The following is a 23,498-nucleotide window of genomic DNA, read 5'->3' as shown; positions in this document are numbered from 1 at the left end:
CCTATCGGCGGGCGCGGCGATCCCCGGGCCGCATGGCCATCAGCTGTTCGTAGAAGGCCTGCGCCGCGAACGACAGCCCGCGTTCGCGCCGCCGCACCAGATAGACATTGCGCTCGAGCCCGGGCCAGCCCAGCGGCCGGGTGACGAGTTCGGGCGCGCCGAACTGGTAGAGGGTGAGCGTCGGCACCACGCTGATGCCCAGGCCGGCACGCACCATGCCGGCGACGGTCGCCAGCTGGTCGACCTCGAGCAGCGCCGGCAAGCGCTGCGGATGCGTGGCCGCCTCCACGTACTGCCGGACGCTGGAGGTGCGGGACAAATGGATGAAGGGGTAGGGCGCCAGGTCCGCGGGTTGCGGATTGCGCCGAGCGGCCAGCGGATGATCGGCCCGGCAGACCAGGTGGAAGCCATCGCTGCAGAAGCGCTCGGCCTGCAGCTCCGGGGTGTCGGCGCGCGTCGCGGCCAGCGCGAAGTCCGCCTGCCCGTTCTTCACCCGCTCGATGCAGGCTTCCGACAGCACGTCCGCCACCTGCAGCTCGATGGCCGGATGACGATCGCGGAGGCCGCCAGCACCTCGGGCAGCCAGCCCGCCGCCAGCGAGGGCAGCAGGGCGATGGACACCCGGCCGCGCTGCAGCGATGCGCGCTCGCGGACCGCGCCGATCGCCGCGTCGAACTCGGCCAGCACACGCCGCGCGGAGCTCTCGAAGGCCCGGCCTTCCAGGCTCGGTTCGACGCTGCGGGTGCTGCGGTCGAACAGGCGCGCTCCAAGCTCTTCCTCCAGCTGCCGGATCAGCGCGCTGAATGCCGGTTGCGAGAGATGAGCGGCCTCGGCGGCGCGGGTGAAGCTGCGCAGCTCGGCAAGCGCGAGGAAGCCGCGCAGATGGCGAATCGAGAGATTCATAGGCGTCTCGGATCAGTCTAGTTGAAACTTTGATTTCACAGATGAGTCGCCCGGGTCTAGATTCCGCTTCAATGGACAAGCAGATGCAGGAGACGACCGAGATGACAGCGCCCCTCTTGCGCATCGGCTGCGCGGCCGGCTTCTCGGGCGACCGCACGGATGCCGCGGCCCCGGTCGTCGAGGCGCTCGCCGCGGCGGGCGGCCCGGCGGTGCTGATCTTCGAGACCTTGGCCGAACGGACGCTGGCGCTTGCCCAGCTGGCGCGGCGGACCGATCCGGAGGGCGGCTACGAACCGCTGCTCGACGAGCTGCTGAGGCCCGTGCTCCAGCGCTGCCTGGCCGCGGGCATCCGCATCGTCAGCAACTTCGGCGCGGCCAACCCGGTCGGCGCGGCCCGGCGCATCCATGGCATCGCGCGCGAACTCGGGCTGCAGGCGCCGCGCATTGCCGTCGTCGAGGGCGACGACCTGAGCGGCGAGGCGCAGCGTGCGGCGCTGGCCGCCACGCTCGGCCCGGAAGGCGAAGGCCTGCAGATGGTGTCCGCCAATGCCTATCTGGGCGCCGAGGCCATCGCCGACGCGCTGAGCGCCGGCGCGCAGATCGTGGTCTGCGGCCGGGTTGCCGATCCCTCGCTGGCGCTGGGCCCGGCGCTCGCGCATTTCGGCTGGGCTCGCGACGACTGGGATCGCATCGCCCGCGCGACCATGGCGGGGCATCTGCTGGAATGCGGTTCCCAGGTCAGCGGCGGCTATTACGCGGATCCCGGCTTCAAGGACGTGCCGGGGCTGGCGCGCCTGGGCTATCCGATCGCCGAGATCGAAGCCGACGGCTGTTGCACGATCACCAAACCGCCCGGCAGCGGCGGGCGCGTCGACGAGCACACGGTCAAGGAGCAGCTGCTCTACGAGGTCCACGATCCGGCCGCCTATCTGACGCCCGATGTGACGGCCGATATTTCGCAGGCCCGCGTGGTTCAAGTCGGCGCCGACCGGGTTCGCCTGGAGGGCGTGCGCGGCCATGCGCGCCCGGCCGGATTGAAGGTCAATGTCTGCCACGAGACCGGCTGGCTGGCGGAGGGCGAGATTTCCTACGCCGGCGCGCGGGCCGAGGCGCGGGCACGGCTGGCTGCCGAGGTGCTGGGCGAACGCCTCGCCGGGCTGGGCCTCTTGCGCGCCGACCTGATCGGCGTGGCCAGCGTGTTTGGCGACGACGCAGGCCGCTGGCTGGCTGCCCAGCCGGTCGGCGAGGCACGCGACGTGCGGCTGCGCGTGGCCCTGAACCATGCCGAGCGCGCCAGCGCCGAGCGCCTCGTGCGCGAGGTGACGGCGCTCTACTGCTGTGGCCCGGCCGGCGGCGGCGGCGTGCGGACCTCGCTGCGCCCAAGGCTGGGCACCCTGTCCTGCCTGCTGCCGCGCGAGCAGGTGCCGGCGAGCTTTCGCTTCATCGACGGGGAGGGCGCGTGATGACGACGATGACGAAGCTTCCGCTGCATCGCCTGGCTCACGGTCGCACCGGCGACAAGGGCAACCGCTCCAACATCAGCGTGATCGCCTGGCACCCGGCGCTGTGGGATCTGCTGGTCGAGCAGGTGACGGAGGCAGCCGTGGCCGCGGCCTTCGCGCATCGGCGGCCCAGCGCGGTGCGGCGCTTCCTGCTGCCGGGGCTGCAGGCGATGAACTTCGTGCTGGACGAGGTGCTCGACGGCGGCGTCAATGATTCGCTCAATCTCGACAGTCACGGCAAGGCCCTGTCCTACCTCCTGCTCGACCTGCCCATAGACGTGCCCGAGGCGCTGCTGCCTCATCTGGTCGGGCGCTGAGTCTCGTTCACCACCAACACTTCACTGACCCACGGAGACAAGCAATGACCCGCCATCCGATTCACCGCCGCGCCATGCTCGCCGCGGCCGCTGTCGCACTGCTCCTGCCGCTTGGCGCATGGGCGGACGCCTATCCGGCCAAGCCGGTGAGCTTTGTGGTGCCCTTCGCGGCGGGCAGCGCCACCGACCAGCTGGCGCGTGCCTTGGGCCAGTCCTTCACCGAGCAGACCAGGCAGGCGGTCGTCGTCGACAACAAGGCCGGCGCGAGCGGCATGCTGGCGGCGCAGGCGGTCGCGCGGGCGCCGGCCGATGGCTATACGGTGCTGATCACGACCAACACCACGCAGGCGGCGAACGAGCATCTGTACAGGAAGCTGCAGTACGACCCGGTGAAGGATTTCGCGCCGGTCACCGGGCTGGGCAAGGGCGGCCAGGTGCTGGTGGTCAATGCGGCCTCGCCCTACAAGAGCGTCGCCGAACTGCTGGCCGCGGCGCGCGCCAAGCCGGGCAAGCTGAGCTTCGGCAGCGGCAGTTCCTCCAGCCGCGTGGCCGGGGAGCTGTTCCAGCAGATGAGCGGCACCGAGCTTCTGCACGTGCCCTACAAGAGCAACCCGTTGGCCATCACCGATCTGCTCGGCGGCCAGATCGACATGATGATCACCGACACCGCGACCGGCGTGCCGCAGATCAGGTCGGGCAAGTTGCGCGCGCTGGGCGTCTCGACCACCAAGCGACTGCCCCTGCTGCCGGACGTGCCGACCATCGACGAGGCCGGCGTCAAGGGCTACGACATGAGCTACTGGTTTGCCGCCTATGTGCCCGCGCGCACGCCGGCGCCGGTGCTGCAGAAGCTGCACGAGCTTCTGACCGCGGCACTCAAGACCCCGGCGGCCAAGAGCTTCTTCGAGAACAGCGGCGGCGAGGCCTTTCCGACGACACCCGAAGCGCTGGCCAAGTTCCAGCTCGACGAGGCCAGGAAGTGGGGCAAGGTGATCAAGGCAGCCGGCATCGAACCGGAATGATTGGATTGCGCAGGCGCTAGCGCGAGTCGCTCGGGCGCCTGAGTTCGGCCGCGAGCTCTTGCTTGCCGAGCGCTCTGCGCGCGCGACTGCTCTGTCTCTTTGCTTCGAGCCGCTTACCCCAATGACCACCGCCGTTCTTGGCGCCGTTGTGCTCGGTCTTGCGAACCTTGTAAGCCATGCGGCATTGTGCCGCCTGGAAAGCTCCCTGCCCGGCCCTCATTGGCTGCGATACTGCCGCGCCAAGAGGAAATCCCATGTCAGACAGCAGCCAAGCCACGATCATTCTGTCCGCCGAGGAACGCGACCTGATCTGGTTCATACCGCAGGCCGAGGGCGGCAAGCTGGTGCCCGAACGCGTTCAGTTGTCCCTGGAGGCCAAGGGCATCTGCACGATGAACCCGACGGACGGCCGACGCTGGCTGACCGTCTTCGGCGACCGGGTGCGACGCGGTGTCGTGCCGGTCAGGATCGAGGGCTAGAAAGCGGCTCCAGAGCCCGGCGCGGCTCGGCCTCCGGGCGGGAAGCTGTGCAATAGTGCGGCATGCCCGACACGCCCGACAGCCAGGATCTCGGACGGCGCCTCGCCCTGATCGAGGGCGAACTCGGCGCTGCCCTTGCCGCGCGGCAGCAGAGCGAGGAACGGTTGCGCACCGTGCTGGAAGACGTCCGCAGCCGCTTCTATCTGCTCGATCGGGATTGGCGCTTCGTGCTGGCGAGCCGGCCGGTGCTCGAAGCCTGGGGCATGCAAGCGCACGAGGTGCTCGGCCACGACTTTCTCGAGGTCTTCCCCCAGGCCGCAGGCAGCCCTGCCTATGAAGCGCATCGCCGGGTCATGTGGACCGGAACCTCCGAACGCTTCGAAACCGTCTCGCCGGTGCTCGATCGGCGCATCGAGCTGGAGATCACGCCGACCCGGCAGGGCGGCCTGTCCGTGGTCTTCCGCGACATCGAGGAGCGCGCGCGCGCCGAACAGTCGCTGCGCGAGAGCGAGGAGCGCCTGAGGCTGGCGATCGATATCGGCGAGATGGCCAGCTGGGACTGGAATGTGCGGACCGGCCAGGTGGCCTGGAACGACCGGCATTTCCTGATGCAGGGCTATGGCGTCGGCGAGGTGACGCCCAGCTACGAGGCCTGGCTGGCCCGGCTTCATCCGGAGGACCGCGAGGAGGCCGCCGCGCTGATCCGCAAGGCCATGGACGAGCGGCTGACCTTCATCCACGAGTTCCGCAGCCTGCATGCCGATGGGCGCGTCGTCTGGTGTTCGGCGCGCGGTCGCTTCTTCTACGACCTACAGGGCCGGCCCGAACGCATGGTCGGCGTGATGCAGGATGTCACCGAGCGCAGGCGGACCGAGGCCTGGCTGCGCGCGAACGAAGAGCGGCAGGCCTTTCTGCTGGAGTTCAGCGACGCCTTGCGCGCGGAGTCCAGCGCGACATCGACCGCCGACCGCGCGGTGCGGATGCTCGCTGAGCGGCTGGGCGCGGACCTCTGCTACACCGCGTCCATCCACCCGGACGAGGACCGTGCCGATATCGCGCACCAGTTCCGCAGCCCGGGCACGCCGCCGGTGCCGGCGAGCCTGCGGCTCTCCGACTTCCCGGACGCATTCCGGCAGATCCATGAACGCAGCCTCGTCTTCGATGACGTCGCCCATGCCGCCGAGTTGTCGGAGATCGACCGGCGCCATCTCACTGGCCTGGGTCTGGCTGCGGTGATTGCCGTCCCGCTGCGGCGCGGGCCGATGAACGTGATGTGGGCCATGACGGTGGGCACCCGGCAGGCACGGCGCTGGACGGCCAGCGAGGTCGCGCTGCTGGAAGACGCCACCGAACGGACCTGGGCGGCGATCGAGCGGGCCCGGTCCGAGGCCGCCCAGCGGGACAGCGAGGCGCGCTTCCAGCAGTTCGCCAGCGCTTCGGCCGCCGGCCTGTGGGTCAGGGATGCGGGCTCGCTGACGATGGAGTTCGTCAACCCGGCCGTCGCGTCTATCTACGGCATCGGGTTGCCGGCCTTCCCCCGCGATGCGGAAGGCTGGGTGCAGCTGATCCTGCCGGAGGACCGCGATGCCGCGCTGGAGCAGATCGAGCGCGCGCGGCGCGGCGAGGCGGTCGTCCACGAATTCCGCATCCGGCGCGTCGAAGACGGCCCGCTGCGCTGGATACGCAATACCGACTTCCCGCTGTTCGACGCGCAGGGCCGGGTCGAGCGGATCGGCGGCATCGCCGAAGACGTCACCGAGGCGAAGCTGGCCGCCGAACAGCAGGCGCTGCTGCTTGCCCGGCAACGGCTGCTGCTGCAGGAGAACGAGGCGGCGCGGCAGGCGCTGGAAGCGGCCAACTCGGCCAAGGACCACTTCATCGCCATCCTCTCGCACGAGCTGCGGACCCCGCTGACGCCGGTCTCCATGGCCTTGCAGATGATGGCCAGGCGCAAGGAACTGCCCGCCGACGTCCAGGACATGGTCGCCATGTGCATGCGGAACATCCAGGCGGAAACCCGCATGGTCGACGACCTGCTCGACCTCACCCGCATCGCCCGCGGTGGCCTGGAGATGAACCGGGCGCCGCTGGATCTGCACCAGGTCATCCGCAATGCCTGCGAGATCTGCGCGACGAATCTGCAGCAGAAGCAGCAGCGGCTGAGCGTCGAGCTGCGGGCGGCGCTGCATCACACCGTCGGCGATGCGCATCGCCTGCAGCAGCTGGTCTGGAACCTGCTGCAGAACGCCTGCAAGTTCACGCCGCCGGGGGGCGCCGTCCAGGTGGCCACGCGCAACGAAGGCGAGCGCTTCATCATGACGGTGCAGGACAACGGCGTCGGCATCGAGGCCGAGGCGCTGACGCGGATCTTCGAAGCCTTTGTCCAGGCGGGCAACTGGGTGGCGCGCGAGTACGGTGGCCTCGGCCTGGGCCTGTCGATCTCCAATGCCACGGCGCTGGCCCATGGCGGGCGGCTGTGCGCGGAAAGCCCCGGAGCCGGTCGGGGCGCCACCTTCATTCTCGAATTGCCGCTGGAACCCCGGACCGGCGTGTAGCCGAGCGCCGGCCGAGCGCCGGGCCGCTCCCAAGCCGGCCCAGCTGGCGATGCGCTTGCGGCTCAATGCCGCAAGCATCGCCGCCCCCGCGGGGGGCCGCCCAAGGTACTCCTTGGACGGGGGGCCTCAATACCCCGCCGAGCGCGGTGCTGCTTCGCCGCGCTGGTGACTGCGGGCCGCGCGGCGCTGGTCGCGGCGCAGCCGGCCGGTGGCGATCCAGCGGACGAGCCAGGGGATCTTGCGCACGCTCATGCCGGTGGCGCGGGCGAGCAGATAGGCCTTGGCGCATTTCTCCAGCAGCTCGGCATTGAAGACCAGACGCTCGAGGCCCGTGCCCAGGCACAGCACCTTGGCGCCGAGCACGCAGGCGTTCGCGCCCTCGCGCAGGCCGGCCGCCAGTCGCGCGGGATCGGCCGTCGCGGCCATGGCGCGGACCCGCCAGCCCAGGTGCCGGAGCTGCTCGTCGAACACGCCGGGCAGCACTCCGCCGGCCTCCGGCAGCGCGGCGGCCCAGGCCTGGCGGCCGAGCAGGACGGCGCCCGCATCGGGCCGGGCCTGGTAGACCGCGCGGTGCAGATCGGCGGCGCTGGCGACGACGCCGTCCAGCGCGATGCGCAGCGACACCGTCGCATCGCCGCTGACCAGCAGCATCGCGCCGCTGCCCGGCACGCGGCAGGACAGCGTGTCGCCGGGCAGCAGCAGTTGCCGCGACAGCAAGCGCTGTCGCGCCGCCTGCAATTCCTGCACGTAGGCCGTCTCGTCGATGGCCATGCTCACACCATGCCCAGCACCGACTCGAAGCGGTTCAGCGCCTCGTCGATCACCGCGTCGGTATCGGCCATGCTGGTGTAGAGCCGGCTGCCGGCCAGGGTGACGATGCCATGCGCCATATAGGCCGCGCCCATCTCCTCCATCATGTGCTTGCGGGCGTTGACCTCCTTCATCAGCTTGATCGGCTTGCGCATGCTCATCAAGAGCACGGCCGAGGTCTGCAGATGCACGACCGAGCCGGTGTTGTAGGCCACATAGGGCAGGTCCAGGCGCTCGATGATGGCGTTCAGGCCCTTGCACAGGCGGTCGCCGGCGCGGCCGGCCAGCAGCGGCGCGCCGGTCTGCGCCATTGCCTCGATCGCGTGATAGCCGGCCACGCAGGACAGCGGATTGGCCGACAGGGTGCCGCCGACGAAGGCGCGCTTGGACGTGTTGCCGATGCCGCCGGCCAGCAGCAGCATCACCTCGCGCCGGCCGCCGATGCCGCCGGCCATCAGATAGCCGCCGGTCAGGCATTTGCCGAACACGGTCAGATCCGGCCGGACGCCGAAATAGCCCTGCGCGCCGCCCATGCCGATGCGAAAGCCGCTGACCACCTCGTCGAAGATCAGCAAGGCGCCGAACTCGTCACAGAGCCGGCGCACCCCGGCGTTGTAGTCCTTGTGCACCGGACGCGTTCCGCTTTCGGGGCCCAGCGGCTCGACGATCACGGCCGCCGTGCCGCCGCGCAGGCGATTGAGCCAGAGCTTGCGGCGCAGCGCCTCCAGGTCGTTGGGGAAGCATTCCTGGGTGTGGGCGGTGCTGCCGCCCGGGATGCCGATTGCCTCGCGCCGCCCGGTGCCGGGCAGGCGCATGCCGTAGACCATCTGGTCGCTCCAGCCGTGATAGGCGCCGCCGATCTTGATGATCCATTGCTTGTCGGTATAGGCGCGCGCCAGCCGGATCGCGCCCATCACGCCCTCGGTGCCCGAGCCCAGCATGCGAAACATCTCGCAGGCCGGCATATGCTGGCGGATCAGCTCGGCCAGCTTGATCTCGTACTCGTGCGCCATGCCGGTGACCGGGCCGCAATGCTCGATCAGGGCCTGCACCTTCTGCCGCAGCGGCGCGTAATTGCTGCCCAGCAGGGTCGGGCCGCCGGCCTGCAGGAAGTCGATGTAGCGGTTGCCGTCGATGTCCCACAGATGCGCGCCCTCGGCCCGCTCCATCGCCAGCGAGAACGGGTAGTTGAAGGCCAGGTTGTGCTGCACGCCGCCGGGGATCACGCCGGCCGCCCGCTGCGCCAGCGCCTTGCTGCGCCGGCATTTCGTCTCGAAGTAGTTGAGCACCTCGTTCATTCGCTCGCGGCGTATCGGCCGCGGCGGCTGCTTCAGCAGCGCCTGCAGGCGGGCGTAGATCGCGTCGGTATCGGGCCAGGCGCTGATGCCGTAGGCGGCGGTGGCCGCTTCGGTCTTGTCGGGGGCGGGGGCAAGTGTGGTCATAAGAAGATCTCAGCAGGAGTTTGTCAGCGCCGCCTCGGCGCGCCGGCGCAGCGGGTGCTGCTGCGGCAGCTGGCCGGCCTGCCGCAGCAGCCAGCGCGCGGCCGTGGCCTCGATGCGCGCGACCAGCTCGGCCGCCCGTGGCAGATCGGGCGCCGTGCAGATCAGGCCGTGGTTGCGCAGCAGATAGGCGTGGATGCCCTCCCGCAGCGTCCGGCGCAGGCGCTTCACCAGCAGCGAGGTGCCGGAGGGGGCGTAGCCGACGACCTCCAGCCGCGGCCCGAGCGCGGCGATATCGGCCGCCTCATCGAGCGGCAAGGCCTGGCCCAGGAGCGCGACGGCGCTGGCCAGCGGCTGGTGCGTGTGCACGCTGGCCAGGCGTTCGGGCCAGCGGCGCAGCAGGCTCGCGTGCATCGCGCTCTCGACCGAGGGCTTCATTTCCCCGGCCACCTGGGCCAGCGTATCCAGGCGCAGCACGGCGATCTGTTCGGGCGTCATGCCGTAGTAGTCGGCCGCGGACGGCGTGACGGCGAAATGCTGGGCGTCCAGCCGCAGCGCCACATTGCCGCCGGTGCCGGCCAGATAGCCCTGGTCGGCCAGGCGCAGGCAGCTGGCTATCACCGCCTGGCGCTGGGCCAGGAACGGGGTGCTGCTCATGCCTGAGTCCCTCCATTGAGGCGCCGGTAGACCGGCCGCAGATGCCGGAACAGTTCGATGAAGGCGCCGAACTTCTGGTCGTAGAGCGCGCGGTGCGCGGGCTTGGGTTCGAAGCGGCGGCGGTAGCGGGTCTGCCGCGCCGCCGTCTCGAAGTCCTGCAGGCCCAGGGCGACGAAGGCGATGGTCGCCGCGCCGACGGCGTTGGCCTGCACCGGCGCCTCGAGCTGGCGGATCTGCGCGTCCAGCACGTCGGCGAAGATCTGGCACCAGACGGCCGAGTTGGCGCCGCCGCCGAGCAGGGTCAGCTCTTGCAGCGGCCGCTGGAGGAAACGCTCGACCGGTTCCTTCATCCAGCGCGTGTTCAGCGCCACGCCCTCCAGGAAGGCGCGGATCATGGTCTCGCGCGAATGGGCCAGGGTCAGATTGAAGAGTCCCGCGCGCAGCGAGCGGTCGTCGACCGGGCAGCGCTCGCCCATCAGCCAGGGGAGGTAGAGCAGGCCGTCGCTGCCGGCCGGCGTGCGCTCGGCGATGCGGTCCAGCAGCTCGTAGACGTTGTCGGTGACCGCCTCGCGCAGCAGCTCGTCGCGGTGGTAGAGCACCTTCTCCTTCAGGAAGGACAGATTGCTGCCGGCGCTGGTCTGCATCGCCACCATCAGGTACTTGTCCGGCAGCGCGCAGGGCACGGCGGCGATGCCGGCGCGGATGTCGGTGCGCTTGGCGCTCACATGGGCGCCGATCCAGCTCGAGGAGCCGATGTACAGATGCGCATCGCCATCGGCCAGGGTGCCGGCGCCGATTGCGGCCGCCGTGTTGTCGATCGCCCCGGCCACCACCCGGGTGCTGCGCGGCAGGCCCAGCGCGTCGGCCACCTCGGGCCGCAGCGCACCGAGAAGCTCGGTGCAGCGGACCAGTTCGGGGAACTTGTCGGCGGCGATGCCGCTGGCGGCGATCAGGCCGGCGTCGTAGCGGATCTGGCCGAGCCGGCGGTTGTCGGTCACCCAGGAGGTCAGGATGGAGTCGACGGTGGCCACGCAGCGGCCGCTCAGCCGCAGATTCATATAGTCCAGCACATTGAGGAATTTGTGCGTGCGCGCGTAGACCTCCGGATGCTCGTCGCGGATATGGAGCATGTGTGCCGAAGGGTCCTTGCCGGACAGATTGGGCGCGCCGCCGGTGAGGCGCAGCCAGCGCTGCAGCTTGAAGGCGTCGTAGCCGGCGACATTGAGCCAGCCGCGCGAGCGCGCCCGTATGCCCTCGCTGCCGCGCATGTCCATCCAGGTCATCGCCGGCATCAGCGCGCGGCCCTCGCGGTCGATCGCGACCGTGCCCTCGCCCTGGGTCGAGCAGCAGACGGCCACGATGCGGCTCGCTGGCACCAGGCCGCTGGCCAGCAGCTCGGCGGCGCTGTCCAGAAAGGCCTGCCACCAGTCCTCGGGCCGCTGCTCGGCGCCGGCGCCCGGCAGCAGCTGCGTCGCTACCGGCCGGAAGGCCCAGGCGCGCACCCGGCCGTCCAGCGACACCAGGGCGGTCTTGCAGCCGGAGGTGCCCAGATCGACGGCCAGCACATGGGGATGGGCGGTGGTAGCGGAGAGGGACGACACGCAGGCGGGCAGGGCAGGAGACGATGGGATCGAACTCTAGGTGCCGCCCCGCCTCGGGCGTGACAGCCGAAACGGCCGCCGGTGGGGTCTCAGGCTGCCAAAGTCCTCAGGCTCGCGCCGAGGCGTCCTTCTGCATCATCGACTCGCGCAGCTCGCTCGGTGCCGAGCCGGTCCAGCGCTTGAAGGCGCGGCGGAAGTTGTGGGCATCGCTGAAGCCGACCGCGATCGCGATCTGCTCGACCGATTGCGCGGTGTTGCTCAGCAACTCGATCGCGCGGCCCTTGCGGACGTTGTCCAGCAGGGTCTGGTAGGAGACGCCGCTGTCGGCCAGCCGGCGGCGCAGGGTGCGGGCGCTGAGGTGCAGGCGCCCCGCCACGTCGGCCAGGGTCGGCAGGTCCTGCATGTTCTGCCGCACCGCGCGCTCGACCGACTCGAACAGATCGACCTTGTCCTGCTCGCGCAAGGTGCCGACGTCGAGGAACTCCAGCGCCTGGCGGTGACTCAGCGGGTCGTAGGTCAGCAGCGGCTTGGCCACCCAGTCATTGGCCGCGACCAGCGCATTGCTGGGCTGATCGAACAGCACCGGGCAGCCGAAGACGCGCCGGTATTCCGCCGCATAGGCCGGCGCCGGATAGGCCAGCTCGATGCGCTCGGGGCGGAAGCTGTTGCCGACCAGGCCGCGCGCGATCTGCAGAAAGCTGGCGAAGGCCTCCTCGACCAGGAAGACATAGATCTCCGGATCGGGGAAGCGGTTGGAGGCCTGCACGCGGGTCGTCGTCGGCCCGGGCTCCATATCGAACTGCAGCATGCTGCCGGCGAATTTCTGCAGGCCCATGCCCAGCGCGGTCGCGTCGCCCAGCGTGCGGCAGGTCATCATCGCGTAGCCGAGCAGGCCGATCGAGGCGATGGTCTCGCTTTCGCCGATGCGCAGGCCCAGGGCCTGGCCCGGCGCCATCTGCAGCGCGCGCCGGATCATCAGGCTGCCCTGGCGGTAGCTGACCCGGCAGGCCGGATTGCTCAGATCCTCGACGGTGAAGCCCAGGCCCATGCACAGGCGCGCCGGCGCGACACCCAGTTCCTCCGCGGTGGCGGCCAGGCAGCGCAAGAGATAGACGGGCAGATTGGCAACGGTGCTGCGGTCGGGGGACGAGTCGGACACGGGACAACTGAAAACGCGGTGGCACTCATTGTCGGCGGGCCACGGCGCTGCGTTCCTCGGGGTTATCTCTGGCTCCGGGCTGGCCCTGGCCGACCCGCATGGCGGCCGCATTGCACCCGCATGGCGGCGATGCCGGCCCCCTATAGTCGCCGGCATCAAACACGGGATGGGTGGGGCGCAAGTTCATGTCTTCGGTCAAGCGGGTCTTCAGGGTCTTCAGCCTGGCGGCGGCCTTTGCGGCGGCGCTCAACGGGACCATGGTGATGCCGTTGATCGTGCTGGCGCTGACGCGCATCCCCGGCATCGACGAGGGCAGGGCCACGGCGATCGCGGCCGCCGAGCTGGCCGGCATCGCGCTCTACTGCCTCTTGCTGCCGCGGCTGGCCCAGCGCACGCGCCGGGCGACCATGGGCTTGGGCCTGCTGTCCCTGATCGCCGGCGAGCTGCTCACGCAGCAGCTCGACAGCATCGCCTTGCTGAGCGCCGCGCGCCTCTTGACCGGCCTGGGCGAGGGCGCCCTGTTCAGCCTGGTCAGCACCGCCGTGGCCGCCGAGGCCCATGCCGAGCGCATCTGGGGTCAGATCAATCTGGTCGGCGGCCTGGCGATGGGCCTGCTGCTCTACGGCCTGTCGATGCTGCCGCCGGTGGCCGACCGCGGCCCCATCTTCTACTACCTGGCCGCAATGGGCGTGTGCCTGGCGCCCTGGGTGCTGATGATGGAGCCGCGGCCCGCCGCGCAGGCGGCGCCGCGCGTCGCGCCGCTGAAGCGCTCGCACAAGAGCCTGATCTGGACCGTGGTCGCCCTGGTCTACGCGGTGCAGGCCGCGCAATGGGCGGTCAGCGGCTATCTGGGCGAGCAGGCGCGGATCTCCGGCGAACGCGTCGGCCTCTATCTCGCGCTGTCGTCGATCCTCGGCTTTGCCGGCGCCCTCGTGCCATCGCTGAGTCGCGACCCGCGCCGGCGACTGCAGTTCGTGCTGCAGGGCTTCGGCGTGATGGCGCTGGCCCTGCTGCTGTTCTTCAATTTGCTTGCCGACGCGCCCTTCCTGATCGGACAGATCGGCGTCAATATCGGCTTCTATATGGTGACGCCCTTCGTCACCGGCCTCCTGACCGAAAGCGACGCCGACGGATCGCTGGTGCTGCGCACCTTGATCATCGCGCTGCTCGGCGCGGCGCTTGGCACGGCGCTGGCCGGCGAGCTGTTCGCGCAGGCCGGGCCGGGGGCGTTCAGCCTGGTCTGCCTTGCGATCGTCGCGCTGGCCATGGGGGCCGCCGGCCTGGTGTTCCGGCAGCTGCGGCCGGCCGTCGACGTCGAGCTGCACGGGGTCAAGGCTTGAGCGCCGCGCTGCGGACCAGCCTTGCGCTGGCCGTCCTGCTGGCCGCCTGCGCGGCGGCCGATCCCTCCGGCCTGTTCGCGCCGATCGGCTGGACCGGGCATCCGATCGCTCAATGGTGGTGGTGGGCGCCCTATCTGGTCTATGCGCCGCTGGCGCTGCTGGGGACCTATGCCGCCAGCCGCGCGGTGCTGGCCGGGCCGCCGGTCGGCTGGCTGCGCCGTGTCGGGCGCCTGTGGGCCGCCATCGTGCTGGTCGTGGCCGCCGCGCAGGTGGTCTGCGGTGCCCTGCTGCTGCTGCCGCTGATTTGGCAGCAGCGCTATGTGCTGCCGCTGGAATCCTCGGCCGCCTTCGTGTTCTGGAGCAGCGGCTATGCGGCCGTGAAGATGCTGCTGCTCGGCTGGCTGCCGGCCGCGGTCGGTGCGACGGCGCGGCCTATCGATGCCGGAGCGCAGCCGGCGGCGCCGCTGCCGGTGGTCGCCGGCACGCTGCTGCTGCTCGCGCTGCTCGGCAGCTGGCTCGCCACGCATTGGTGGCAGGGCTCGGCCCTGGGCTATGTCTACGGCCAGGACGGCGCGCTGTTCGCGCCCAGCGCCGCTGCCGGGCCGCTGCGCAGCGTGCTGGCGCTGACCTTGATCGCTGTGGTGATGTGGCGGGCGCTGCGGGCCTCGGGCTCCGCCCTGCATGCCGGCGCGATGGCCGGCCTGGCGCTCTGGCTGCTGCAGGCCGCGCTCTGGCTGCTGGGCCGGCCATGGGCCGCGGCCGATCAATGGGGCGTGCCGGCGCTGGTCGTGCGCGGCCTGGAGGCCGGTTCCTTCGCGCTGCTCTGCGCCTGCATCGCCGTGCCGCTCAATGCCCTGTTGCGAAACAAGGGTTCCCGGCAGCGCAGGGCGGCCCTGGCCGTCTGCGCGCTGGCCCTGCTGATTGCCGGCCTGCAGGCGCTGCGCTTCGAGCCGCCCGGGCTCGCTGCAGAGGTCGACGCGAGGACCTCGCCGGGCCTGCGCGTCGTCCACACGCCCGCGGGCTCCATGCTGGCCGATCCGAACGGCGCGCGGGTGATCCTGCGCGGCATCAATGTCAACCAGCTGGGCGCCTATCAGCCGCGCGATGCCGGGCTGCCGACGGTGCTGCCGCTCACCGAGCAGGACTTCGCCGACATCGCCGCGCTGGGCATGAATGTCGTGCGCCTGACCCTGTCCTGGTCCGAGCTGGAGCCGCAACCGGGGCAGATCTCCGAGGCCTATCTGGCCCGCATCGCCACCGCGCTGGACTGGGCGCGCGCGCATCGCGTCTATGTCGTGCTCGACATCCATCAGGATGCCTGGGGCATGCAGGTCGGCGCGCCGCCCGGCACCGAATGCCGGCCCGGCAGCTCGCCCATGGTCGGCTGGGACGGCGCGCCGCCCTGGGCGACCTTGAGCGACGGCACGGCCCCCTGCCAGTTCACCGGCCGCGATATGGCGCCGAATGTGTCGCGCGCCTTCCAGTCCTTCTATATGGACCGCGAGGGCATACAGACCCGGCTGGTGCAGGCCTGGGGCGCCTTGGCCAAGGCCTTCGGCGCCGACCCCATCGTGGCCGGCTACGACCTGCTCAACGAGCCCAACTTCGCCGAGACGCCGCCGATCGCCTCGACCCTGCTGCTGGCCAATTTCTACGCCCGCAGCATCGCGGCGATCCGCGAGGCCGAGCGCTCGCTGCCGGACGGCTTCTCGCACCCGGTCTTCATCGAGCCCAGCATCTTCTGGAGCGGCTTTGGCATCGACAATCTGCCGCCGCGCGATTTCAGCAGCGACCGCCAGATCGTCTTCTCCCCGCATCTGTACAACGAGTCCATCACGGCCGACCAGGACTTCGGTTTCACCTTCGTGTCCATCGAGCGCGGCGTCGCGCTGGCCGAGGCGGCGGCGCGCCAGCTGCGCATGCCCTTGTGGATAGGCGAATGGGGCTTCTTCAAGCCGCCGGGCAGCGAGCTGCCGGGCCTGGAACGCCAGGTCCGCGCCGAGGACGCGGCGCGCATCGGCTCGGCCTTCTGGGCCTGGAAGCAGGGCTGCGGCGACCCGCATGTCTATCCCGGCAAGGTGGCGGGCAATATCCGCCTCTGGCGCTGCCCCGAGATGGAGGAGATCGGCAGCGAGCCGCGCATCACCGGGCCGCTGAGCCGGCCCCTGCTGCGCAGCTCGCCCGATCCGCTGGCGCTGTTGCGCCGCGACGCGGCGGGCATCTCGCTGAGCGGCCATTGGTCGGGCCGCGCCAGCGACGAGGCGGCGGCCTGCGCGCTGGAGCTCTGGCTGCCCGGCGAGCGCGCGCCGCAATGGCAGGCGGGCGAGGGCGTGCGGCTTGCGAGCGTCACCCGGGTCGCGCCGGGCCAGGCCAGCCTGGGGCCCAGCGGGGGCTGGATCCTCAAGGCCTGCCTGCTCGGCGGCCCCTATCGCTTGCGGCTCAGCTGAGCGCTGCGCCGGGTGCCGGCCGCAGCCGCAGCTTGCGCAGCAGGCCGGCCGGGTCGAACAGCAGCACCAGCTCGGTGGCCGCGCGCGGGCTTTTGTCGGCGCCGGGCCAGCGATAGACCCAGACCGCATAGCCGCTGTCGAAGTCGATCACGATGGCCGGGCCCAGGGCGGCGGCGACCTCGGCCTTGCCGCTGCGCCCGAGGACGACCCGCGCCACGGCCGCCTGCGGCGTCAAGGCCTCGCCGGCCGGGCCCTGCGCAAAACCGGGGCCGCCCGGCGCGGGCTCGCCGCGGCGGGTGCCGGCGCAGGCGGCCAGCGACAGGCAGAGGAGCAGGGCGAGGAGCCGCGCCCTCATTGTTCATCGTCCATATAGTCGAACTCGACCCGCGTGTCGTCGGGCCAGCTGTGGTCGCCCAGCGGCAGGAAATAGCTGCGGTCGACCAGCACCTCGCAATCGCAGAAGGGCAGATCGTCCTTCAGGCCCGGATCGTCGCTGGCCCGCGCGTACAGGCGCTCGACCGGCAGCGTCTCGCGCCGCGCGCCGGCGACCAGGGTCACGCCGAACAGCGGCCGCTCGGTGAAGAACAGGTACTGCGTGTCGGGCCGGTCGCAATAGCGCTTGCTGTCCTGGAACAGCTCGGCGATGCGGGCGATCACGCCGCCGTTGGAGATCAGGCCGGCCTCCAGCCCGACCTCGCATTCCAGCCGCAGATCGCCGAGCCGCCGGCTGCCGGCCGGCCAGCCGGGCGTGCGGATCTCGGTGCGCCAGGTCATGCTCAGGCGCTTGCGATTGGGCGAGACCAGCGCGTCCTCGCGCAGCGCGCGTTCGTCGCGCGGCAGCTCGAAGCTGTGGTCCAGCGCGATCGGCAGCGGGTAGTCGAAGCTTCGGCCTATCAGCTCGAGCACGATGTCGTCCATCTCGGTGCCGCGCTGGCGCGGCAGCAGCTTGAAGCGCAGCGAGGCGTTCGGCGCCACAGCGGCGCGCTCGCGCTCGAAATAGTCGAGGCCGCGCAGCATGCGCCGGTAGGACTTCTGCACCGGCTCGCTGGCCCGGCCGCTGATGCTGACCGGCGGCAGCGTGTCGCGGCGCGGCTCCTGCGCGAGGGCGGCGCCGGCGCCGAGCAGGAGCGCCATCATCGTGTGCAGCGCCGGGCGCTTCATCGCGGCGCTCCGGCCTCAGCGCTGCAGCGTCACCGGCGCCATCCGGCGGATGTAGAAGAGGCCGTCCCAGTGCGTGCCCAGGCCATTGGCCTGCATGCCCGGCCAGGGCGGGCCGAAGTCCAGCGCGCGGGCCGGCATCGCGGCCAGGCCCGGCACCGGCCGGCGCGGGCCGTCCACGAAGATGAACTCCGCCGCATCGCTCGCGGCCAGCGCCGCCTCGACGCTGTCCGCCGCGGCCGGCGGGATATCGCGCAGCTCGCCGCTGCCATCGTCGAGCCAGCGGCCTTCCAGCGCGGTGGTGTTCAGCGCGTAATAGGCGCGGCCCAGGCGCTCGCCGACGAGGGCGCCGGCCATGCGGTGCTGCGGGTCGCGCTGCAGGCCGCGGCCCAGATGCGCGATATGACCCCAGACCACGATCTTGCGGCCCGCGTAGACGCGCTCGATCAGCCACAGCAGGTTGTCGGCCATCGCATGGTCGCGCTGGTAGTCGCCGTCCCAGACGGTGCGCGCCTGGGCCTGCAGTCCCGCCACGCTGCGGCAGGCGAGCATCGCCGCCTCTTCGTCCGACGCTGGCGTGCAGAGCTGCTGCCGCAGGCCGGCCAGCGCCGCGTCGAAGCGGCCGCGCTCCTCGGCCGGCGGCGCCTGGCGATCGAGCTTGAACAGGCGGGCGCCAAGCCGCTCCAGCAGCGCCCAGTCGATCGTCTCGGCGGCGCGCGCATCGCGGGCGGCGAGCCGAGCGCGCAGCGCCGGCAGCAGCGCCTGCTGGCTGGCGTCGCCGGTCAGCTGGCTGTCGAAGCCGGCCAGCGCCAGCGGGTGCGGCGCCCGGCGGCGCGCGTCCAGATAGCGCAGCAGCTCGCGGCCGGCATCGCTCTTCGAATACATATAGAAGATCTTGCCGGGCGCCAGCGCGTCCAGGCTGGCCTGGCCCTCGGCCAGCGCGCGGTTCAGCTGCGCGACGTCGAACAGGCCGCTCTCGATCAGCAGCACGTCGAAGCCCAGGCGCTCGTGCAGATAGCGCAGGAGGCGCAGCTTCAGCTCGAACTCCTGGCGGCCGCCATGCGTCTGCTCGCCGAGGGCGACGACGCGCGCATCCGCCAGCGCGGCGCCGAAGGCCGCGAGTGCCGCATCGTCGATCGCGGCCGCCTGCGTCGCCGCCATGGGGCGCGCCTGCTGGCGCAGCCAGGCATGCGCCGGCTGCGGCTCGGCGGCCGCGCAGCCGGCGCTTGCAGCAATCAGCAGTGCGGCGACCAGCCGGCTCATCGGCGCCCGGTTCAGCTGGCCAGGATCTTGCGCCCGTTCAGCGGCTGCGTCGGCCGCGCATTCAGCTTGAACGGAAAGGCCTCGACCTGCGCCTTGGACAGCGCGGCCGGCGTCTTCAGGATGTAGAAGCGCACGCCCTCGGTACAGGGCGGCGTCGTCTCGCCCTCGTAGCCCCAGTCATGCGGTGGTGCCGCGTGGTCCGCAGCCAGCAGTGGCGCCGAGGCCGTCGCGAGGACGGCCGCCGTGATCGTGAGGATGCGCTTCATGGAACCTCCGCAGCGGTGGTGGAACAGACCCGGCTCGGCGGACGAGTCTACCCGCCTGGCGTGCGGGCCGTGGGCCCGCGCGGGGTCAGGTGATATCTTTACATCGGCATCAAGCGACCCCCATGACCCTGCATCCACTCTACCGCCGCCGCTGGCTGTCCGCCGCCTGCCTCGCGCTGGCCGCCTGTTCCAGCAACGGTGACGGCAGCTCGCCCTATGCCGGCTCCCCGCAGTTCAAGGACGGGCTGTTCGCCAATCCGCCCAATCCGCAGACGCCGCCCGGCGCCGGCAGCTGGACGATCTGGTCGCGCTTCATCTTCGGCAGCAAGGTCGGCACGGTGCCCGTCGACGCCATCCCGGTGCGGCCGCTGAGCGGCGCCCAGCTGCAGGCGCTGGATCCGCAGCGCAACCATCTGATGCGGCTGGGCCATTCCTCGCATCTGCTGAAGCTGCAGGGCCGCTTCTGGCTGATCGATCCGGTGTTCGGCGAGCGGGTGTCGCCGGTCGGCTTTGCCGGCCCCAAGCGCTTCCATGCGCCGCCGCTCAGCCTGCAGGAGCTGCCGCCGATCGAGGGCCTGATCCTCTCGCACGACCATTACGACCATCTGGACCTGCCGACGATCGAATACCTGGCGCGGCGGGTGCAGCGCTTCTTCGTGCCCCTGGGCGTCAAGGCGCGGCTGCTGGACATGGGCGTGCCGGCCGAGCGGGTGCAGGAGCTGGACTGGTGGCAGTCGGCCGCGCATGCCGGCGTGCGCCTGAGCGCGACGCCGGCCCAGCATTTTTCGGGCCGCAGCCTCGCCGACCGCAATCGCACGCTGTGGGCGTCCTGGGTCATCGAGTCGGCCGGGCAGCGCATCTTCTACAGCGGCGACTCCGGCTATTTCGACGGCTTCAAGCGCATCGGCGAGCGCTTCGGCGGCTTCGATCTGGCCCTGATCGAGAACGGCGCCTACGATGCCTACTGGCCCGCCGTCCATATGACGCCGGAGCAGAGCGTGCAGGCCTTTGTCGATCTGCGCGCCAAGGTGCTGTTCTCGGTCCACAACAGCACCTTCGACCTCGCCTTCCATCGCTGGCAGGAGCCGCTGGAGCGGCTGGCCGATCTGGCGGCGGCCAGCCATATCGAGCTGGCCACGCCCGAGATCGGCGAGCCGATGACGGTGGGCGAGCCGCGCAGCAACCGGCGCTGGTGGCAGGGCCTCAGATAGCGAAAAAAAGGCCCCGGCACGGGCCGGGGCCAGCAAAGCCAAACGCCGTCATCGTCTGTTTGGCTCCTGCTCAGGGAGGAAAAGCAGGGCGCATCGAGAACTCGACGCGCGGCGCAACTCTATCAAGATCGGGGCCGGCCCCGGCCGGGGCGGCCATGAATGATGCGCCGCCGCCCATAAGCTCGGGGGATGGGAACGGCTCTTGCCCGGGCGAGCGCATGCGGGTCACCGGCTCCTGCCATTGCGGCGCGATCGCCTACGAGGCCGAGGTCGATCCGGCGCGGGTCGTCCTCTGCCATTGCAGCGATTGCCAGCGCCTGAGCGGCTGCGCCTATCGCGTGTCGATCGCCACCACCCGGCAGCGCCTGCGCCTGCTGCGCGGCGAACCGGCGTGCTATGTGAAGCAGGCCGACAGCGGTGCACGGCGCGCGCAGGAGTTCTGTGCCGCTTGCGGCTCGCCGCTGTTCACCTACGACCTTGCCACGCCGGACCGGATGGGCCTGCGCGTCGGCTGCATCGACCAGCGTCAGGCGCTGCGGCCGGCCAGGCAGATCTGGTGCCGATCGGCGCTGCCCTGGGCGATGGACATCGCGGCGCTGCCGCGCAGCGCCGAGGAGTGAGGCCGCGGATAGCCGACAGCGGCCGACAGCGGCCGCCAGCGCTTGGCTGCTCAATGCTGACGCTGTTCCTCGACGGTACCGGTAGCGGCGCCGAAGCCGACCGGCTCGCCATGCGGATCGCGCGCGCAGCGAAAGGCTTCCTCCAGGAAGGGGAGCACCACCAGCAGGGTGCCGGCCAGCAGCAGGACGCTCAGCGTGGCGGCGGGCAGGGGCTCGCGCTTCCAGGCCAGGCTCCAGTCGGCCGGCTCGCTGCCCAGGCCGACGATGGCCAGCGCCTGCTCCCAGTGCAGCAGCGCCAGCGCGGCGAGCGCGACCCAGGGCGCGGCGATCTGGAAGCTGTGCAGCCATTGCTCGACGACGGGGATCGCGCGCCGGCGGATCGCATACAGCAGATCGGACCAGAGCGTCAGCTCGTGCAGCAGGCTGCCCAGTGCCAGCAGGCTCAGCACCAGCGCATTGACCTCGGCCAGCAGCGCCAGCAGCAGGCAGGGGCCCAGCTCGGCCAGCATCAGCAGATGCAGCAGCGCCTCCTTCAGCCCGGCCGTCCGTTCCATCTTCAGCATGCGGTGGCACAGCCAGTCGCCGAAGCCGGCCGCCATCCAGACCGGCAGCAGCACATAGAGCAGGGTGTTCTGCAGCAGCTGGCGGGTCGGGTCGTCCATGATCCGCCCGCCCGGCAAGCGGCGTTCCCTAGAGGCCGAAGGGATAGAGATCGGGCAGCTGCTGCCCGGCCGCGGGCCGCTCCGGCAGCGGCGTCAGCGCGTGCGTGCGGTCGAACCAGACGAAGCCGTCGTACTGCAGCGGCAGGGTCGATTCGGCGTAATGGCTCCAGCGCTCGCTGTCGGGCCGGTAGATGACGCCGACATAGCGCTCCAGCCGCGGCTCCAGCAGCTGCCGCTGCAGCGCCGGCCGCCGCCCGCCGCGCAGCGCCGACAGGTCGAGCAGGAACTGCGGCAGCGCCGCGTCGTGGCAGATGCGCTCATAGCTGTCCGGCAGCGAGGGCCGCAGATTCATCACCTGCATCTCGCCGTCCCAGTCGCTGGCTGCGGCGACGGTGCCGGCATGGGTGCCGAAACCGATCAGCGCGACCCGGTCCTCGCCGAAATGCTGGCGCGCCAGCTGGCCGATATTGTGTTCATTGCGCATCGAGCCCATATCGGTCTGCCGCGCATCGCCGATATGCGAGTTGTGCGCCCAGACCACCGCCTTGGCATGCGGTCCGCGGAAGTCCAGCAGCCGGCGCAAGGTATCGAACATATGCGAGTCGCGCAGATTCCAGCTGTCCGCGCCGCCGTAGTACATCACCCGGTAATAGCGCTCCGCCGCGACGATCAGCCGCGCGTTCTGCGTCGCGTCGAGGAAGCGGTCGTCGTCAGCGGGCGCGTCGCCGAGCCGGCGCTGCAGCAGCTCGCGGCATTGCGCGATCACGCCGGCCTCGCAGCGCTCGAAGGCCGGCTGCCGGGCCGCGCGGCCATAGGTGGCCGGATCCTGCTGCCAGGGCGTCAGGCAGCCATAGCGCGCGCGCGCAATCTGCGCCGCCTCGGGATCGACCCGGTCCAGATAGTCGAGCACGGCGGCGATCGAGCCGCGCAGGTTGTACAGATCGAGGCCGTAGAAGCCGACCGCGCCATCGGCCCGCTCATGGGCCGCGTTATGGCGGCGCAGCCAGCCGACGAACTGCGCGAAATCGCGGTTGCGCCACAGCCAGCGCGGGAAGCGCTGGAACGGCGGCGTACCGGCCGGCGCGGCGCCCGCCTCCTCGCGCGCGCGCACATGGCGGTCGATCGCCGCGGCATCGGGCCAGTCGGCCTCGACGGCGACGATCTCGAAGCCATGCTCGGCGACCAGGCGGCGCGTGATCGCGGCGCGCGCGCGGTAGAACTCCGAGCTGCCATGCGTGGCCTCGCCGAGCATGACGACGCGCCGATCGGCATAGCGGTCGAACAGGCGACCGAAGGCCGGATCCTCGATATCGGGCAGCGGCTCGGCCGCGGCCGCCAGCAGCGCGGGCAGGCGCTCGTCCTCGGGCCAGCCATGGGCACCGATCAGCGGCACGAACTGCACCGGCGCGATCAGCTCCTGCTCGTAGCGCTGCTCGTCGAGCCGGGTCAGGCGCACCAGGCGCTGCCGCCCGCGCTCGCCGACCGGCATCACCAGCCGGCCGCCGATCGTCAGCTGCTCCTTCAGCGTCGCCGGCACCTCGGGCCCGGCGGCGGAGACCAGGATCACGTCGAAGCACAGCGGCCCGGGCCAGCCGCTGCTGCCGTCGCCGACGATCAGCTCGACATTGGCGTAGCCCAGCGCGTCCAGGCGCTGCCGCGCCAGGCGCGCCAGCGCCTCGTGGCGTTCGATCGCGCAGACCCGGGCGGCGATCCGGCTCAGCACCGCCGTCGCATAGCCGGAGCCGGCGCCGACTTCGAGCACCGTGTCGCCGCGCGCGACGCGCGCCGCCTCCAGCATCGCCGCGACGATATAGGGTTGCGAGATCGTCTGCCCCTGCCCGATCGGCAGCGGCGAGTCCTCGTAGGCGAACTCGGCCAGTGCCGCATCGACGAAGCGCTCGCGCGGCACCTCGCGCATCGCCTCCAGCACGGCCGGGGCGCGCACGCCGCGATTGGCGATCTGGGAGGCGACCATGCGCTGACGCCGCGCGACCCAGGATTCCTCGGCCGATCCGGCCGCCGATTCCGTCATCGAACATCTTTCCGATTGCGCCTGTCCACGGCAATCGGCATGCTCGATCGGACGC

The 23,498-nt window shown here is 71.0% G+C and carries 21 protein-coding genes and 1 pseudogene; 9 read left to right on the top strand and 13 right to left on the bottom strand.

The window, feature by feature from the left end; all coding sequences use genetic code 11:
* Position 1 precedes the first annotated feature (1 nt).
* Positions 2 to 903: pseudogene (locus QWJ38_RS18945) on the bottom strand (LysR family transcriptional regulator).
* Between the two features lie 71 nt (positions 904 to 974).
* Here QWJ38_RS18945 and QWJ38_RS18940 point away from each other — a divergent pair.
* Genes QWJ38_RS18940 through QWJ38_RS18930 form a run of 3 tightly spaced genes read left to right on the top strand, consistent with a single transcriptional unit; the run spans position 975 to position 3,744 of the window.
* Positions 975 to 2,366, top strand: coding sequence for an acyclic terpene utilization AtuA family protein (locus QWJ38_RS18940; protein ID WP_290360677.1), 1,392 nt, complete (start codon positions 975 to 977; stop codon positions 2,364 to 2,366).
* The gene (locus QWJ38_RS18935) at positions 2,366 to 2,722 is read left to right on the top strand and encodes an AtuA-related protein (RefSeq protein WP_290360676.1); all 357 of its coding nucleotides are present in this window, start codon (positions 2,366 to 2,368) and stop codon (positions 2,720 to 2,722) included. Before QWJ38_RS18940 ends, QWJ38_RS18935 begins: the two co-directional genes overlap by 1 nt.
* A 44-nt stretch (positions 2,723 to 2,766) precedes the next feature.
* Positions 2,767 to 3,744 (top strand): Bug family tripartite tricarboxylate transporter substrate binding protein, encoded by a 978-nt coding sequence (locus QWJ38_RS18930; RefSeq protein WP_290360675.1) that lies wholly within the window; start codon positions 2,767 to 2,769, stop codon positions 3,742 to 3,744.
* Between the two features lie 16 nt (positions 3,745 to 3,760).
* Here QWJ38_RS18930 and QWJ38_RS18925 read toward each other — a convergent pair whose 3' ends face one another.
* Positions 3,761 to 3,922, bottom strand: coding sequence for a hypothetical protein (locus QWJ38_RS18925; RefSeq protein ID WP_290360674.1), 162 nt, complete (start codon positions 3,920 to 3,922; stop codon positions 3,761 to 3,763).
* A 76-nt stretch (positions 3,923 to 3,998) separates the two neighbouring features.
* Here QWJ38_RS18925 and QWJ38_RS18920 point away from each other — a divergent pair, with 76 nt between their 5' ends.
* Together QWJ38_RS18920 and QWJ38_RS18915 are read left to right on the top strand one after the other, a co-directional pair.
* Positions 3,999 to 4,223 (top strand): hypothetical protein, encoded by a 225-nt coding sequence (locus tag QWJ38_RS18920; RefSeq protein WP_290360673.1) that lies wholly within the window; start codon positions 3,999 to 4,001, stop codon positions 4,221 to 4,223.
* A gap of 62 nt (positions 4,224 to 4,285) precedes the next feature.
* Positions 4,286 to 6,778 (top strand): PAS domain-containing sensor histidine kinase, encoded by a 2,493-nt coding sequence (locus QWJ38_RS18915; RefSeq protein ID WP_290360672.1) that lies wholly within the window; start codon positions 4,286 to 4,288, stop codon positions 6,776 to 6,778.
* A 126-nt stretch (positions 6,779 to 6,904) separates the two neighbouring features.
* Here the strand turns inward: QWJ38_RS18915 and QWJ38_RS18910 are convergent, their stop codons facing one another.
* The 5 genes from QWJ38_RS18910 to QWJ38_RS18890 all read right to left on the bottom strand — a co-directional run bounded on the left by QWJ38_RS18910 (position 6,905) and on the right by QWJ38_RS18890 (position 12,444).
* The gene (locus QWJ38_RS18910; protein ID WP_290360671.1) at positions 6,905 to 7,549 is read right to left on the bottom strand and encodes a class II aldolase/adducin family protein; all 645 of its coding nucleotides are present in this window, start codon (positions 7,547 to 7,549) and stop codon (positions 6,905 to 6,907) included.
* A gap of 2 nt (positions 7,550 to 7,551) precedes the next feature.
* Positions 7,552 to 9,030 (bottom strand): aspartate aminotransferase family protein, encoded by a 1,479-nt coding sequence (locus QWJ38_RS18905; RefSeq protein WP_290360670.1) that lies wholly within the window; start codon positions 9,028 to 9,030, stop codon positions 7,552 to 7,554.
* 9 nt (positions 9,031 to 9,039) lie between these two features.
* Complete coding sequence (locus tag QWJ38_RS18900; RefSeq protein WP_290360669.1) at positions 9,040 to 9,684, bottom strand: class II aldolase/adducin family protein; 645 nt, start codon at positions 9,682 to 9,684, stop codon at positions 9,040 to 9,042.
* The gene (locus QWJ38_RS18895; RefSeq protein ID WP_290360668.1) at positions 9,681 to 11,285 is read right to left on the bottom strand and encodes a xylulokinase; all 1,605 of its coding nucleotides are present in this window, start codon (positions 11,283 to 11,285) and stop codon (positions 9,681 to 9,683) included. Before QWJ38_RS18895 ends, QWJ38_RS18900 begins: the two co-directional genes overlap by 4 nt.
* A 106-nt stretch (positions 11,286 to 11,391) precedes the next feature.
* Complete coding sequence (locus tag QWJ38_RS18890) at positions 11,392 to 12,444, bottom strand: AraC family transcriptional regulator (RefSeq protein WP_290360667.1); 1,053 nt, start codon at positions 12,442 to 12,444, stop codon at positions 11,392 to 11,394.
* A gap of 185 nt (positions 12,445 to 12,629) precedes the next feature.
* On the opposite strand from QWJ38_RS18890, the gene QWJ38_RS18885 reads away from it, so the two are divergent.
* Positions 12,630 to 13,784, top strand: coding sequence for an MFS transporter (locus tag QWJ38_RS18885; RefSeq protein WP_290360666.1), 1,155 nt, complete (start codon positions 12,630 to 12,632; stop codon positions 13,782 to 13,784).
* Entirely contained in the window at positions 13,781 to 16,231 is a 2,451-nt protein-coding gene (locus QWJ38_RS18880) for a glycoside hydrolase family 5 protein (protein WP_290360665.1), read from the top strand. The genes QWJ38_RS18885 and QWJ38_RS18880 overlap by 4 nt, the downstream gene beginning before the upstream one ends.
* Here QWJ38_RS18880 and QWJ38_RS18875 read toward each other — a convergent pair.
* The 4 genes from QWJ38_RS18875 to QWJ38_RS18860 are packed head-to-tail and all read right to left on the bottom strand — an operon-like array spanning position 16,224 to position 18,918.
* Positions 16,224 to 16,586 carry a hypothetical protein gene (locus tag QWJ38_RS18875; protein WP_290360664.1) on the bottom strand — a complete coding sequence of 121 codons (363 nt, stop codon included), beginning with the start codon at positions 16,584 to 16,586 and terminating at the stop codon, positions 16,224 to 16,226. The genes QWJ38_RS18880 and QWJ38_RS18875 overlap by 8 nt on opposite strands.
* Positions 16,583 to 17,392: a hypothetical protein gene (locus QWJ38_RS18870; protein WP_290360663.1), complete on the bottom strand. Its 810-nt coding sequence runs from the start codon at positions 17,390 to 17,392 to the stop codon at positions 16,583 to 16,585. The genes QWJ38_RS18875 and QWJ38_RS18870 overlap by 4 nt, the downstream gene beginning before the upstream one ends.
* 15 nt (positions 17,393 to 17,407) lie before the next feature.
* On the bottom strand, positions 17,408 to 18,652 hold the full coding sequence (locus QWJ38_RS18865; RefSeq protein ID WP_290360662.1) for an erythromycin esterase family protein: 1,245 nt from the start codon (positions 18,650 to 18,652) through the stop codon (positions 17,408 to 17,410).
* A gap of 11 nt (positions 18,653 to 18,663) precedes the next feature.
* Positions 18,664 to 18,918, bottom strand: a complete 255-nt coding sequence (locus QWJ38_RS18860; protein ID WP_290360661.1) for a carbonic anhydrase family protein — start codon at positions 18,916 to 18,918, stop codon at positions 18,664 to 18,666.
* A 122-nt stretch (positions 18,919 to 19,040) separates the two neighbouring features.
* On the opposite strand from QWJ38_RS18860, the gene QWJ38_RS18855 reads away from it, so the two are divergent.
* Together QWJ38_RS18855 and QWJ38_RS18850 are read left to right on the top strand one after the other, a co-directional pair.
* Positions 19,041 to 20,129 carry an MBL fold metallo-hydrolase gene (locus QWJ38_RS18855; RefSeq protein ID WP_290360660.1) on the top strand — a complete coding sequence of 363 codons (1,089 nt, stop codon included), beginning with the start codon at positions 19,041 to 19,043 and terminating at the stop codon, positions 20,127 to 20,129.
* A 218-nt stretch (positions 20,130 to 20,347) separates the two neighbouring features.
* Positions 20,348 to 20,749 (top strand): GFA family protein, encoded by a 402-nt coding sequence (locus QWJ38_RS18850; RefSeq protein ID WP_290360659.1) that lies wholly within the window; start codon positions 20,348 to 20,350, stop codon positions 20,747 to 20,749.
* A gap of 50 nt (positions 20,750 to 20,799) precedes the next feature.
* Here the strand turns inward: QWJ38_RS18850 and QWJ38_RS18845 are convergent, their stop codons facing one another.
* Positions 20,800 to 21,411 (bottom strand): diguanylate cyclase, encoded by a 612-nt coding sequence (locus tag QWJ38_RS18845; RefSeq protein ID WP_290360658.1) that lies wholly within the window; start codon positions 21,409 to 21,411, stop codon positions 20,800 to 20,802.
* Between the two features lie 28 nt (positions 21,412 to 21,439).
* On the bottom strand, positions 21,440 to 23,443 hold the full coding sequence (locus QWJ38_RS18840; RefSeq protein ID WP_290360657.1) for a protein-L-isoaspartate(D-aspartate) O-methyltransferase: 2,004 nt from the start codon (positions 23,441 to 23,443) through the stop codon (positions 21,440 to 21,442).
* Positions 23,444 to 23,498: the final 55 nt, after the last annotated feature.

The organism is Roseateles violae (assembly GCF_030410485.1).
Taxonomy (GTDB): domain Bacteria; phylum Pseudomonadota; class Gammaproteobacteria; order Burkholderiales; family Burkholderiaceae_C; genus Roseateles_D; species Roseateles_D violae.
The sequence above is the reverse complement of the archived record's forward strand: the minus strand, read 5'-3'. Positions and strand labels throughout refer to the sequence as shown.

What these genes read in the sequence shown, in the direction of transcription:
- QWJ38_RS18885 (WP_290360666.1), top strand. Translation starts at nt 12,630, where the DNA reads ATGTCTTCGGTCAAGCGGGTCTTCAGGGTCTTCAGCCTGGCGGCGGCC.
- QWJ38_RS18920 (WP_290360673.1), top strand. Translation starts at nt 3,999, where the DNA reads ATGTCAGACAGCAGCCAAGCCACGATCATTCTGTCCGCCGAGGAACGC.
- QWJ38_RS18910 (WP_290360671.1), bottom strand. Translation starts at nt 7,549, where the DNA reads ATGGCCATCGACGAGACGGCCTACGTGCAGGAATTGCAGGCGGCGCGA.
- QWJ38_RS18865 (WP_290360662.1), bottom strand. Translation starts at nt 18,652, where the DNA reads ATGAGCCGGCTGGTCGCCGCACTGCTGATTGCTGCAAGCGCCGGCTGC.
- QWJ38_RS18860 (WP_290360661.1), bottom strand. Translation starts at nt 18,918, where the DNA reads ATGAAGCGCATCCTCACGATCACGGCGGCCGTCCTCGCGACGGCCTCG.
- QWJ38_RS18845 (WP_290360658.1), bottom strand. Translation starts at nt 21,411, where the DNA reads ATGGACGACCCGACCCGCCAGCTGCTGCAGAACACCCTGCTCTATGTG.
- QWJ38_RS18925 (WP_290360674.1), bottom strand. Translation starts at nt 3,922, where the DNA reads ATGGCTTACAAGGTTCGCAAGACCGAGCACAACGGCGCCAAGAACGGC.
- QWJ38_RS18905 (WP_290360670.1), bottom strand. Translation starts at nt 9,030, where the DNA reads ATGACCACACTTGCCCCCGCCCCCGACAAGACCGAAGCGGCCACCGCC.
- QWJ38_RS18850 (WP_290360659.1), top strand. Translation starts at nt 20,348, where the DNA reads ATGCGGGTCACCGGCTCCTGCCATTGCGGCGCGATCGCCTACGAGGCC.
- QWJ38_RS18870 (WP_290360663.1), bottom strand. Translation starts at nt 17,392, where the DNA reads ATGAAGCGCCCGGCGCTGCACACGATGATGGCGCTCCTGCTCGGCGCC.
- QWJ38_RS18875 (WP_290360664.1), bottom strand. Translation starts at nt 16,586, where the DNA reads ATGAGGGCGCGGCTCCTCGCCCTGCTCCTCTGCCTGTCGCTGGCCGCC.
- QWJ38_RS18930 (WP_290360675.1), top strand. Translation starts at nt 2,767, where the DNA reads ATGACCCGCCATCCGATTCACCGCCGCGCCATGCTCGCCGCGGCCGCT.
- QWJ38_RS18840 (WP_290360657.1), bottom strand. Translation starts at nt 23,443, where the DNA reads ATGACGGAATCGGCGGCCGGATCGGCCGAGGAATCCTGGGTCGCGCGG.
- QWJ38_RS18900 (WP_290360669.1), bottom strand. Translation starts at nt 9,684, where the DNA reads ATGAGCAGCACCCCGTTCCTGGCCCAGCGCCAGGCGGTGATAGCCAGC.
- QWJ38_RS18855 (WP_290360660.1), top strand. Translation starts at nt 19,041, where the DNA reads ATGACCCTGCATCCACTCTACCGCCGCCGCTGGCTGTCCGCCGCCTGC.
- QWJ38_RS18940 (WP_290360677.1), top strand. Translation starts at nt 975, where the DNA reads ATGGACAAGCAGATGCAGGAGACGACCGAGATGACAGCGCCCCTCTTG.
- QWJ38_RS18915 (WP_290360672.1), top strand. Translation starts at nt 4,286, where the DNA reads ATGCCCGACACGCCCGACAGCCAGGATCTCGGACGGCGCCTCGCCCTG.
- QWJ38_RS18935 (WP_290360676.1), top strand. Translation starts at nt 2,366, where the DNA reads ATGACGACGATGACGAAGCTTCCGCTGCATCGCCTGGCTCACGGTCGC.